Genomic DNA, 10954 nt, shown 5'->3' with positions numbered 1-10954 from the left:
TTTTGTGTTGTTGCGCCGCCCTCCTGGGGGGGGTCGCCCGCCCCCTCCCCCTCCCCCCCCACCCCCCCCCCCCCTCCGGCCCGTCCCCTCCCGTTGGTGGGTGGGTTTTGGGCGGTGGGGGTGGGCGTTATCTATCGGGTGTCCGTGGTTCTTCTCGTGTTTCGCCCGGGTCCAGTGGGGGTGCGCTCACCCCGCAGTGGAAGGTCGTCTTCGCCCGGCACGGCTCCTCGGCGCCTGGTGCGGGGCGCAGGGCGTCGGTGCGTACGGTGAGCCAGGCGATCAGGGCACCGGCCACCAGGACGCCGGCGCACAGGGGCATGGCGCGGAGGAAGGCGGCGGCGAAGGCGTCCGGGGAGCGGTAGGCCTCGGGGCCGAAGCCTGCGAGGAGGGGGAGGGCCGCGACCGCCATCAGGCCCGCGGCCCGTGCTGCCGCGTTGTTGATGCCGCTGGCCAGGCCCGCGCGGTCCACGTCCACCGAGGCCAGCACGGTCGCGGTGAGCGGGGCGACCAGGGTCACCATGCCCGCGCCCAGCACCACCAGCGCGGGCAGCACGTCGGCGAAGTAGGAGGCGCCCCGGCCCACCCGCATCATCAGCAGCAGGCCCGCGGCACACAGCAGCGGTCCGACGGTGAGCGGGAGCCGCGGGCCGGTGCGCTGGCCCAGTTCTCCGGAGCGGGCGGAGAGCAGCAGCATCAGCACGGTGGTGGGCAGCAGCGCGGTTCCGGCCTGGAGGGCCGAGTACCCCACCACGACCTGGAGCTGGAGGACGGACAGGAAGAAGAAGCCGCTGAAGGCGGCGTAGACGCAGACCGTCACCGCGTTCACGGCGGAGAACTGGCGGATACGGAAGATGGCGGGCGGCAGCATCGGATCGGCCCGGCGCCGTTCGACCTGCACGAAGAGCACGCCGAGCAGCACCCCGGCCACCGCGGGAAGCAGCACGCCGAGCCCGGCGCCCCCGTTCGGTGCGGCGATCAGTGCGTAGGTCACTCCGGCCAGCGCCAGCGCTCCCAGCACCGCGCCCAGGACGTCGAAGCCACGGCGCCCGCGCGCGCCGCGCTCCCGGGTCTCGGGGACGTGCCGTAGCGCCACCGGGACGCACACCGCGGCCAGCGGCACATTCAGGAAGAACACCCAGCGCCAGCCGGCGCCGTCCACCAGCCAGCCGCCGATGAACGGGCCCACCGCCGCGGCCACCCCGCCGAGCCCCGACCAGGCGCCGACGCCGCGGGCCCGGTCGTCGGGGTGGAGCACGGCCTGGATCAGCGCCAGCGAACCGGGCGTGAGCAGCGCCCCGCCGACGCCCTGGAGCGCCCGGGCCGCGATCAGTACGCCGGCCTGCGGTGCGAGCCCGCACAGCAGCGAGGCGGTGGCGAACCAGACCACGCCGATCACGAAGACCCGGCGCCGGCCGAAACGGTCGCCGAGCGCACCGCCCAGCAGGATCAGCGAGGAGAGGGTGAGCAGGTAGGCGGTGACGGTCCACTGGAGGACCGCCAGATCCGCGTTGAGGTCCTCGCCGATCCGGGGCAGGGCGACATTGACGACCGTGCCGTCGAGCAGCGCCATGCCGGACCCCAGCACGGCCGTCAGCAGCACCCACCGGCCCTGTGCCGAGGCCAGCCGGACCGTGCCGGGCGCACTCGGTTCGCTCATACCGCGAGCATGCCCGTCCCCGCGCCCGCTCGCCCACCCTGCGGCCGGCCGGGCGCACAAAGGCTCCGCATCCCGGACGGATGCGGAGCCCTGGTGCGCGGCGGCCGGCGGTGCGGCCCGCCGGTTACTTGATCTTGGTGCCGGTGGAGCGCAGGTTGGCGCAGGCCTCGGTGACCCGCTTGGCCATGCCGGCCTCGGCCAGCTTGCCCCAGCTGCGCGGGTCGTAGGTCTTCTTGTTGCCGACCTCGCCGTCGACCTTCAGCACACCGTCGTAGTTACGGAACATGTGGTCCGCGACCGGGCGGGTGAAGGCGTACTGGGTGTCGGTGTCCAGGTTCATCTTGACCACGCCGTTCTCCAGCGCGGTGGCGATCTCCTGCTCGGTGGAGCCGGAGCCGCCGTGGAAGACGAAGTCGAACGGGGCGGTCTTGCCGTACTTGGCACCCACGCCCTCCTGGAGGTCCTTCAGCAGCTCGGGACGGAGCACGACATTGCCCGGCTTGTAGACGCCGTGGACGTTGCCGAAGGAGGCGGCGAGCAGGTAGCGGCCCTTCTCACCCAGGCCGAGCGCCTCGGCGGTGCGCAGCGCGTCATCGACCGTGGTGTAGAGCTCGTCGTTGATCTCGTGGGTGACGCCGTCCTCCTCGCCGCCGGTCGGGGTGATCTCGACCTCAAGAATGATCTTGGCGGCGGCGGCCTTGGCCAGCAGCTCCTGGCCGATGGCCAGGTTGTCGGCCAGGTTCTCGGCCGAACCGTCCCACATGTGGGACTGGAACAGCGGGCTCTGGCCCTTGGCGACGCGCTCCGCGGAGATGTCCAGCAGCGGACGTACGTAGCCGTCCAGCTTGTCCTTGGGGCAGTGGTCGGTGTGCAGCGCGACGGTGATGTCGTACTTGGCGGCGACGACGTGCGCGAACTCGGCGAGCGCCACCGCACCGGTGACCATGTCCTTGTTGTACTGGCCGCCCAGGAACTCCGCACCACCGGTGGAGATCTGGATGATGCCGTCGCTCTCGGCCTCGGCGAACCCGCGCAGCGCGGCGTGCAGCGTCTGCGTCGACGTGACGTTGATGGCCGGGTAGGCGAACTTCCCTGCCTTCGCCCGGTCGAGCATCTCGTTGTAGACCTCGGGGGTTGCGATGGGCATCTGTCCGCTCCTTGTGTGTGCGGGTGTGCGTACTGGGCCCTGACCAGGGGGCGAGGACTTCGCCGAGCACATCTTCCCAGACAAGGCCCTTCGCTCCACATTGCCTGTCCGGCCGTCCCACTCCGTGGGCAGTCGGTTTCACGTGAAACCGACTGCCCCTCGGCAAAGCCGCAGGTCAGCGCGGAGCACCCATCTCCGGTGCGGCTGTCGCGCCGGTCTCAGCCCAGGCCGAGGTCACCCAGCTGGTAGCCCGTGATATAGGGCAGTCCGGCCTCGGCGATGGCCGGGGCGGCACCGCGGTCGACGATCGTTGCCACCGCGACGACCTCGGCGCCCGCCTCACGCGCCGCCTCGACGGCGGTCAGCGGCGAGCCACCGGTGGTGGAGGTGTCCTCGACGATCAGGACCCGGCGGCCCTTGATGTCCGGGCCCTCGATGCGGCGCTGCATCCCGTGCGCCTTCTGCGCCTTGCGGACGACGAAGGAGTCCAGCCGGCCGCCGCGCGCCGCGGAGGCGTGCAGCATCGAGGTCGCCACGGGGTCGGCGCCGAGCGTCAGCCCGCCGACCGCCTCGTAGTCCAGGTCGGCGGTGATGTCCAGCATCAGCTGACCGACCAGCGGCGCGGCCTCGCCGTCCAGGGTGATCCGGCGCAGGTCGATGTAGTAGTCGGCCTCCTTGCCGGAAGAAAGCGTCACCTTGCCGTGCACCACGGCCTTGTCCTTGATCTGGCGCAGCAGCTCGCCGCGCACGTCGTCACTCATGTGCACGAGCTTAGGCGGTGCCCCGGGACAGGTTCCGCCAGCTCCAGGTCATGGAGATCTCCAGCGGGTCGATCGGCGTGACCAGGCGCGGCAGGGTGTTGAGGCCGTTCGGCGGGCCGGTCTGCGGCTCGACACAGACCGCGGCCTCCTGCTCGTCGTAGACCACGGCCCATTCGGCGCGACTGGTGATCTTGAGCTCCAGGCGGCCCGGCCAGGTGAGCGTGGCCGCCACGCCCTGCGGCATCCCGAAGCAGTCGTCCCAGGGGCCCGGCTTCGGCGGGATCCGGCGGCCGGTCGGGAGATGGTCCGCGCCCCGCTCCTCCTGCCACTCGGGCCCGAAGTCGAGGTGGACGTCCTTGCCGCCCTCCCCGAGGTTCCGCAGGAACCAGGGGTGCCAGCCGGCCTGTGCGGGGAAGGAGTCGGTGGTCGCCTCGACACCCATGGTGAGGGTGAGCGAACCGCCGTCCTCGGCGAGTTCCACGAGCTGGGTGACCTGCCCCGGATACGGCCAGGGCGCCGCCGGGTCCTTGAGGTCGTAGGTGAAGATGCCCTCCGTGGCGCTCGTCCGCACCGTGCGCCAGCGCAGGTCGCGGCCGGTGCCGTGGATGGCGTGCGGGGCGGCGTTGAGCGGCATCCGGTGGAGCTCGCTGCCGTTGCGGAACTCCCCGTGGGCGAGCCGGCCGCACCACGGCACCATCGGGAAACAGCCGTATCGGGGGCCCTGCCGCAGCAGCTCCGTACCGCCGATGCGCAGGCTCGCGATCCGGCAGCCGAGGTCCGGCCGGACGGTCAGTTCGGTGTCTCCGGCGGCCAGTCGCACGCCCTCCGGCGCCTGCGTCCGCGCCGCGCCCTGCGTGGTGTTGTCGGTGCTCACGGGACCGAGCCTAGCGACGCACCGCGCGCAGCGTGGGATGCCCTACGGGCCGCGACCAACCGTGGGCCGCGGCCCGGGTCAGCGGCGCCGGCGCAGTACCCGGCCGACGACCACCGCGGAGGCCAGCACCACCGCGGCCGCGGGCGCCGCCCAGCGCAGGGTCACCGAGGTGCCGTTCGACTCGGGCGCGGGCACCGGCGCGTACCGGCCACGCGGCGGGGCGTGGTCGACCTCTTCCGCGCTGCGGCCGATCATCGTGCGACGGGCGTGCGCGGCCTCGGCGGGGGCGAGCCGGTCCGCCTCGTCGCCGTAGGCGTGCTCGGGGTGCGCGGCGGAGAACGCGTCCGCCGCCTCGCCCGCGTCGAGGTCCTCGCCCGCCTCGTCCGCGGCATCGAGATCCGCCGTCTCGCCGTCGTCCTCGTCGCTGCCCGGGTCCAGGGACGGCGGCGGCACCTCGGTGTCGAACACCCGGGACCCGCCCGCGTCCTGGGCGTCCCCGGCCGGTGCGGCGGCGTCGTCCGGTGTGGTGGCGTCGTCCGGCCCACCGGCATCGGCCGCTCCGGCCTCGTCGACCGCTCCGGCCTCGTCGGTCACCGGCCGCCGTCGCAGGTCCGCCGCCAGGTTCTCCGCGAAGCGGTCCAGCAGCCGGCGGCCGACGGAGGCGGCGGACCGGTCGGTGGCCTCGGCGAGCCGGCCGTCGCGGTGGACCGTGCCGGAGCAGCGCAACGTCGTACCGGGGCCGGGCTCGGTGGCCGGGGAGAGCCGTACGGCCAGGGTCAGCGCGACCGCCCCGTCGCCCCGCGCCTCGGTGCCCTTCGCCTCGACGGTCACCGCGGCCGCACCGTCGTCACCGGTTCCCTCGTCCGCGGCGGCGCCGACCGTCAGCGTGCCGCGATAGGTGATGGTGGAGCTTCCGATACGCAGTCGCAGCCGGCCCTCCGGACACCCAGGGGCCGCATCGGCGTCGAGCTGGACTCCTGGGACACAGCGCGCCACCCGCTCCGGCTCGGTGAGCGCCTGCCGCACGGTCCCGACGGGAAACGGAACGTACACCTCATGCTCCATGACATGGGAGCCTACCCAGCGCCCGCGAACCCGTGCCCGCCCACGCGGAACTTTCTGACACCGGGCCGGAACCAGCCCCCCCGCTACCCGCTGCCCGCCCCGCCCGCGGCCCGCGGCGGACGCGCGCCAGCCCTGACACCGCCCCGCGCCGCCCGCTCAGTCCTGATACCGCGGATGCATCAGCGTCGACGCCGGCAGGCCAACCCTCCGCTCACGGATCTCCGCCCGCCGGCCGGCCCGCAGTTCCCCGGCGCTGAGACCGGCCAGCGGCGGAGCGTCAGGGGCCAGACCGAACGCCGGACGGTGCCGCGCGGCCAGCACGAAACCCCAGTACCGGGACCCGGACGGCGCCGCGGCGGCCGGGCCGGCGTCAGCTGGGGAAGCGCCCGCGGGCGGGACGGCGCCCGCCGAGCGATCCGGCCCGCCGGAGAAGGCCGCGGACCGGCCGGACTGCCGGTACGGCACCGTCGCCAGGCCCACCGACCGGACCGTCGACTCCACCGTCCAGTACAGCCGCGCACGCTCGACCGGCGGTCCGGCATGCACCACCAGCCTCCCGTCGCGGGCCAGCAACTGCGCCGCCAGGCCGTAGAACTCCTGCGAGTAGAGCTTGGTGCAGACGGTGATCCCGGGATCGGGAAGATCGGAGACGATGACGTCGTACGGCGCCGGCCGGTGGCCGGGGCCGCGGACGCCCTGCTGCCGCAGCCAGTCGAAGGCGTCGGCGGTCACCGTGCGCACCCGGGGATCGGCGAGCGAGTGCCGGTTGAGGCGGGTGAGGCCGGGGTCGGTGCGCGCCAACCGCAGTACGCCGGGGTCGAGTTCGACGACGGTCACCGAGCGGACCGCGCGGTAGCGGAGGATCTCGCGCACCGCGAGGCCGTCGCCGCCGCCGAGCACCAGCACCCGGCCGTGCGGGCCGCCCGCCATCGCCGGGTGCACCAGCGCCTCGTGGTAGCGGAACTCGTTCTCCGCGCTGACACGGAGCCGGCCGTCGAGATACAGCGCCAGCGGTCCGCCGGAACCTTTCCTCCCGTGCCCCGCACCGGCTCCGGCGCCCGTCCCGCCGGTCATCACCACTTCCTGGACGCCGGTCTGCACCGCGACCCGGGCCGAGGAGCCGTACACCGCCAGCCGGGCGGCCCGTTCGAACGGGGTGGCCAGCACCACGCCCGCGGCGAGCAGCGCGAGGACCAGGGCATTGGCGCCGAAGAGCGCCCAGCGGGCACGGACGCTGAGGTCGCGGCGGAACAGCCACAGCACCAGCACGGCGCCGGCCACCGCGTTGACGGCGCCGGTGAGCAGCGCACCGGTCAGCTGGCCGAAGCCCGGCAGCAGCAGAAACGGAAAGGCCAGCCCGCCGACGAGCGCCCCGACATAGTCCGCGGCGAAGAGATCGGCCACCGCGCCGCCCGCGTCCTGCCGGCGCACCCGCTGGATCAGCGTCATCAGCAGCGGTACCTCGGCGCCGATCAGGATGCCGATGACCAGGGAGAAGCCGACCAGTGCGGAGCGGGACTGCCCGAACCAGGCGAAGCACGCGTAGAGCGCCATCGCGGAGGTGCCGCCGACCAGCGCGAGACCGGCCTCCACCGCGCCGAAGCCGACCGCCGCCCGGCAGCGCAGCCGCTTGGCGAGCAGCGCGCCGACCCCCATCGCGAAGACCATGACGGACAGCACGACCGACGCCTGGGTGACGGAGTCGCCCACCAAGTACGTGGCCAGGGCGACCAGTTCGAGTTCGTAGACCAGACCGCAGGCGGCGCAGACGAAAACGACGGCGAGGACGAGCAGCCGGCCGAGCCCGGCCGGCACGGGCAGTAGCGCCGGCATCATGACGTCCGGCGGGCCGGGAGCGCCGACGCGGGCGGACTCTGGCGGGTCGATCATAAAATGAACGCTACGTGACGATTCTGTGGCGCTCCGTCACCCACACGAGTAGACCTCGCGGGCTACACCCCTCGGACGGGGCGTTGACGAAGCGTGGGGCGCGAGGGCACACCGCACCGCACAGGCCGCGCGCGCCGCACCGTCCGCGCCCTCCCGGACCTCCACGCCCCCGGCGCACAGCGCCCGCGCCCCTCGCATCACACACTGCCCCACTCCCTCCGGCCGACCGGACCGGTCGCCCGCGACCGGCCCCGCTAGACCGCCGCGACCCTCGCCCGTACGCCCACGCGGGTACGGGTGGCCACCAGGCGGCCCTCCTGCGGATACGCGTGCCAGGTCCGCCAGCGCACCTGCCCCTGCTGACGCTGCGCCAGCATCGCGGTGAAGGCGTGCGGCGAACCGGGGAACGTGCCGGCGAGCCCGTGCGGATGCTCGGCCACCAGCGCGAGCAGCTCCTGCGCCCGCCCGGCGAACGAGCCGCGCGAAAGGGTCTCCACATGGGCGGCGAATTCGTACTCCCAGTCCCCCAGCCGCTTCGCCACCCCGAGCGGCAGCGGTGTGCTGCTGCCCGGCATACAGGCGACCGTTTCGGAACAGGTGCCGTGCTCCTCCTCCAGAAGCACCTGGTGAGAGGCGCCGAGCAGCCTCAACTGCACCTGGGCGTCCTGGAGTTGGAGATCGAGTACGGCGAGGGCGGGCAGGGGGTCCCTGCCCAGCGCCCAGGCCAGGTCGGAGGCACGGGTATCGGTGTACGCCGTCGTCAAAGTGGTGAGCATGGGTCGGCTCCGCAGCACGCAGTGGAATGGTGGGCCGGCCCGCCCGAAAAGGATCAGGAATGTACGTCTGCCTGCCGGCTCGCGCCCACGTGGGATCGGAGAACGTGGGGAATTCTCTGGGGAGAGGGAATCATGAAAGCCCCGTCGCCCACAGCGCTTTTACCCATCTCCTCCGGCTTTCCATCCGCTCGGGGGCCTTGCAGTTCAGTTGTTCAACACCCAAGCGCCCGGCGGGTGTTGGCCCTTCGACCAGCACCCGCCGGGCGCATATGCGACAAGCAACTAGCCATCCGCACATATGGAGTTGGCGCGGGACGCCCCCGCCTCAGCAGCCCATCGGCTCAGCAACCGCCACCGCCGCCACCACCACCGCAGCCACCGCCTCCGCCGCCGCCACCGCCGCAGGAAGAACCGCCACCACAGGAGGAACCGCCACCGCAACCGCCGCCCGAGCCCCCGTCACCGCCGGCCCACCAGCTGCCGCCGCCGTTGCCGCCGGAGCCCCGTCCACTCCCGCCGCCCGAACCGCTCCGGGAGGCCAGGGCCACCAGCCCGATCACTCCCGCGCAGATCACTACGAAAACCACAATCCCCATATGCCTCACACTCCTTTTCATCCCCCGAAGCGTGGGGCACCTCCCACGCCCTTCAGGCAGTGGGGGAGCATCCGCTCCGTCCGGCACCGTCCGGCACCGTGGGCCGCCCTCGTCGGCGGCCGTCTCATTTCCGTTGTGCGGGGCTGATGCCCCGGCCCCGGCGTCTCAAAGCACAGTTGAGGAAGACCAGAGGTTCGGCGCAGGATGACGTCCATGGACCGACCGCTGCTCAACAGCCGCCTCGCCGAATTCGGCACCACGATCTTCGCCGAGATGTCGGCACTCGCCGTACGGACCGGCTCCATCAACCTCGGCCAGGGCTTCCCCGACGCCGACGGTCCGGAAGAGGTCAGGGAGGCGGCGGTGCGCGCGCTGCGCGACGGCCGCGGCAACCAGTACCCGCCCGGCCCCGGCATCCCCGAACTGCGCACCGCCGTCGCCGCCCATCAGCAGCGCTTCTACGGCCGGCTCGGCCTCTCCTACGACCCCGACACCGAGGTCCTGATCACCGCGGGCGCCACCGAGGCCCTCGCGGCCGCTCTGCTGGCACTGCTGGAGCCGGGTGACGAGGTCATCGCGCTGGAGCCGTACTACGACTCGTACGCCGCCGGTATCGCGCTGGCGGGCGGCCGCCGCGTCCCGGTGACCCTGCGCGCGGACCCGGAGTCCGGCAGCTACCGCCTCGACCTGGACGAACTGCGGGACGCCGTCACCGACAAGACCCGCCTGCTCCTCCTCAACACCCCGCACAACCCCACCGGCACCGTCCTCTCCCGCGACGAACTCGCCGAGATCGCCCGCCTGGCCTGCGAGCGCGATCTCCTCGTCATCACCGATGAGGTCTACGAACACCTCGTGTTCGAGGGCGAGCACCTCCCGCTCGCGTCGTTCCCCGGGATGCGCGAGCGCACCGTCACCATCGGCTCGGCGGGCAAGACCTTCTCGTTCACCGGCTGGAAGGTCGGCTGGGTCACCGCGACGGCGGAACTGGTGAGCGCGGTCCGCTCCGCCAAGCAGTTCCTCACCTATGTCTCCGCCGGCCCCTTCCAGTACGCCGTTGCCGAGGCCCTCGCCCTCCCCGACAGCTACTTCACGGAACTGCGCGAAGACCTGCGCACCAAGCGCGACATCCTCGCCACCGGCCTCACCGACGCCGGCTTCCAGGTCTTCCGCCCCGCCGGCACCTACTTCATCACCACCGACATCCGCCCCCTCGGCCACGACGACGGCTTCGCCTTCTGCCGCACCCTCCCCGAACGCGCCGGCGTCGTCGCCATCCCCAACGCCGTCTTCTACGACCACAAGGAGGAGGGCGCGCCGTATGTGCGGTTCGCTTTCTGCAAGGGCACCGAGGTCCTCCAGGAGGCAGCGGACCGCCTGAAGCGCCTGTGACGGCCGGTGGGCGGAGCGGCCCTCGGCCCTGAAGCGCGAGCCGCGCCCCCGTCAGCCCTGCTACGAACAGACGCGGGCCCCGGAGCCATCAAGCTCCGGGGCCCGCGCAGCAGGGTGGGTGTGGGACGGACGGGGCTCAGGCCTCGTCGTCACCCGGCTTCTCGTCGGAGTCGCCTTCGATCTCGGCTTCCAGGCCGAGCTGCTCGACGATCCACTTGTCGAATTCGATGGAGGCGCGGACCCAGCTGACCGTGCTCGACACAAAGTGTTCGAGCGAGACACCGGTGCCGATCAGCATCGATGCCTCACCGATCAGACGGACCGTGCCGTCGTCATGGGTGTGGGTGTAGGCCTTGGGCCACAGCGTCCGGCGGTTCCAGTCGTCGATCGCCTCCAGCAGCTTCGACTTCTCGTCGATGCCGTGGGCGCGGTCATAGAACGTACGGACGGAGAAGATCTGCTGCTCCTCCTCGCCCCGGAACATGAAGTACGTGCGGAACTGCTCCCACGGGGCGGCGAGGTCACCCTCCTCGTCGACTACGTACTTCAGCTCCATCTGGTCGAGGAGCTGCTTGACCAGGTCCTGGTCTGGCACGACGGGACCATCAGGCCCCGACGGCTCGGGTTCGGGCTGGCCCCCGAAATTCGGAATCGAGGACGGGTCGATGCTCACCGTGGAATTCCCTTCGTATGGTCTCTGCCATCCTCCCCCACATCCGCCCCGTCGTGGCAACCCGGACGGGGAGGATGCGGGCAAGGTGTCGCCCGGGGCAACGATCTGCCGGGCGGGCCGGCA

9 protein-coding genes are annotated in these 10954 nt (G+C 72.4%); 1 reads left to right on the top strand and 8 read right to left on the bottom strand.

Translation table 11 applies throughout. The features are described from left to right. Positions 1 to 127: 127 nt before the first annotated feature. The 7 genes from ACZ4XD_RS06175 to ACZ4XD_RS06145 all read right to left on the bottom strand — a co-directional run bounded on the left by ACZ4XD_RS06175 (position 128) and on the right by ACZ4XD_RS06145 (position 8170). On the bottom strand, positions 128 to 1657 hold the full coding sequence (locus ACZ4XD_RS06175; RefSeq protein WP_468038672.1) for an MFS transporter: 1530 nt from the start codon (positions 1655 to 1657) through the stop codon (positions 128 to 130). A 124-nt stretch (positions 1658 to 1781) separates the two neighbouring features. Beyond that, positions 1782 to 2804, bottom strand: coding sequence for a class II fructose-bisphosphate aldolase (gene fbaA / locus ACZ4XD_RS06170; protein WP_468038670.1), 1023 nt, complete (start codon positions 2802 to 2804; stop codon positions 1782 to 1784). A gap of 218 nt (positions 2805 to 3022) precedes the next feature. Then, the gene (pyrE, locus tag ACZ4XD_RS06165; RefSeq protein WP_042151465.1) at positions 3023 to 3565 is read right to left on the bottom strand and encodes an orotate phosphoribosyltransferase; all 543 of its coding nucleotides are present in this window, start codon (positions 3563 to 3565) and stop codon (positions 3023 to 3025) included. 10 nt (positions 3566 to 3575) lie between these two features. After that, positions 3576 to 4439, bottom strand: a complete 864-nt coding sequence (locus ACZ4XD_RS06160; RefSeq protein WP_468038668.1) for an aldose epimerase family protein — start codon at positions 4437 to 4439, stop codon at positions 3576 to 3578. Between the two features lie 78 nt (positions 4440 to 4517). Further along, positions 4518 to 5504 carry an SRPBCC domain-containing protein gene (locus ACZ4XD_RS06155; protein ID WP_468038666.1) on the bottom strand — a complete coding sequence of 329 codons (987 nt, stop codon included), beginning with the start codon at positions 5502 to 5504 and terminating at the stop codon, positions 4518 to 4520. Positions 5505 to 5660: 156 nt separating this feature from the next. After that, positions 5661 to 7394 (bottom strand): polyamine aminopropyltransferase, encoded by a 1734-nt coding sequence (locus tag ACZ4XD_RS06150; protein WP_468038664.1) that lies wholly within the window; start codon positions 7392 to 7394, stop codon positions 5661 to 5663. A 254-nt stretch (positions 7395 to 7648) separates the two neighbouring features. Beyond that, positions 7649 to 8170, bottom strand: coding sequence for a DUF2617 family protein (locus tag ACZ4XD_RS06145; RefSeq protein WP_398827826.1), 522 nt, complete (start codon positions 8168 to 8170; stop codon positions 7649 to 7651). A gap of 809 nt (positions 8171 to 8979) precedes the next feature. Here ACZ4XD_RS06145 and ACZ4XD_RS06140 point away from each other — a divergent pair. Further along, positions 8980 to 10158: a pyridoxal phosphate-dependent aminotransferase gene (locus tag ACZ4XD_RS06140; RefSeq protein ID WP_468038662.1), complete on the top strand. Its 1179-nt coding sequence runs from the start codon at positions 8980 to 8982 to the stop codon at positions 10156 to 10158. A 136-nt stretch (positions 10159 to 10294) separates the two neighbouring features. On the opposite strand, the gene ACZ4XD_RS06135 is transcribed toward ACZ4XD_RS06140, so the two are convergent. Next, a complete protein-coding gene (locus tag ACZ4XD_RS06135) occupies positions 10295 to 10831 on the bottom strand; it encodes a YbjN domain-containing protein (protein ID WP_085925552.1) in 537 nt (178 codons plus the stop codon). Between the last annotated feature and the right edge of the window lie 123 nt (positions 10832 to 10954).

The organism is Streptomyces sp. NPDC029466, assembly GCF_055574515.1.
The sequence above is the reverse complement of the archived record's forward strand: the minus strand, read 5'-3'. Positions and strand labels throughout refer to the sequence as shown.

Excerpts from the sequence above, each read along its gene's own strand:
- ACZ4XD_RS06175 (WP_468038672.1), bottom strand. The coding sequence starts at position 1,657 with ATGAGCGAACCGAGTGCGCCCGGCACGGTCCGGCTGGCCTCGGCACAG.
- fbaA (WP_468038670.1), bottom strand. The coding sequence starts at position 2,804 with ATGCCCATCGCAACCCCCGAGGTCTACAACGAGATGCTCGACCGGGCG.
- pyrE (WP_042151465.1), bottom strand. The coding sequence starts at position 3,565 with ATGAGTGACGACGTGCGCGGCGAGCTGCTGCGCCAGATCAAGGACAAG.
- ACZ4XD_RS06155 (WP_468038666.1), bottom strand. The coding sequence starts at position 5,504 with ATGGAGCATGAGGTGTACGTTCCGTTTCCCGTCGGGACCGTGCGGCAG.
- ACZ4XD_RS06150 (WP_468038664.1), bottom strand. The coding sequence starts at position 7,394 with ATGATCGACCCGCCAGAGTCCGCCCGCGTCGGCGCTCCCGGCCCGCCG.
- ACZ4XD_RS06145 (WP_398827826.1), bottom strand. The coding sequence starts at position 8,170 with ATGCTCACCACTTTGACGACGGCGTACACCGATACCCGTGCCTCCGAC.
- ACZ4XD_RS06140 (WP_468038662.1), top strand. The coding sequence starts at position 8,980 with ATGGACCGACCGCTGCTCAACAGCCGCCTCGCCGAATTCGGCACCACG.